We start from the raw sequence: 247 nt of genomic DNA, 5'->3' as shown, positions 1-247 counted from the left end.
CTCGTCGGCGTGGTCGTGAAGCGCTTCGCAGATGTCAGCCTGGTCGTCGGCGTCAAGTTCATTCAGTTTTTCCAGCAGGGTCAGCGTCTGGCTTCTGATGAAGCGGGCCATGTTAAGGGCTGTTTTTCCTGTTTAGTCACAGTTCTGTTTCTCCATGTGTGGGGAGTCTGTCGGAGGTTTTTAATGATACCGGTGAAACGCGAAAGGATGCTCACGATACGGGTCACGGATGAGGAACATGCGCGGC

Annotated in this window: 1 protein-coding gene; it reads right to left on the bottom strand. The window is 53.8% G+C overall.

Annotation, left to right across the window (positions count from 1 at the left end; all coding sequences use genetic code 11):
- The coding region (locus E0D98_RS27200; protein WP_131891742.1) for a Rop family plasmid primer RNA-binding protein at positions 1-111 on the bottom strand (111 nt) is incomplete at its 3' end.
- Positions 112-247 lie beyond the last annotated feature (136 nt).

Origin of the sequence: Escherichia sp. KCJ4928, from assembly GCF_004352695.1 — a bacterium.
In the GTDB taxonomy this organism is placed as follows: Bacteria; Pseudomonadota; Gammaproteobacteria; order Enterobacterales; family Enterobacteriaceae; genus ECMA0423.
Note: the sequence above shows the minus strand (reverse complement) of the source record. Positions and strands in the feature narration are given on the sequence as shown.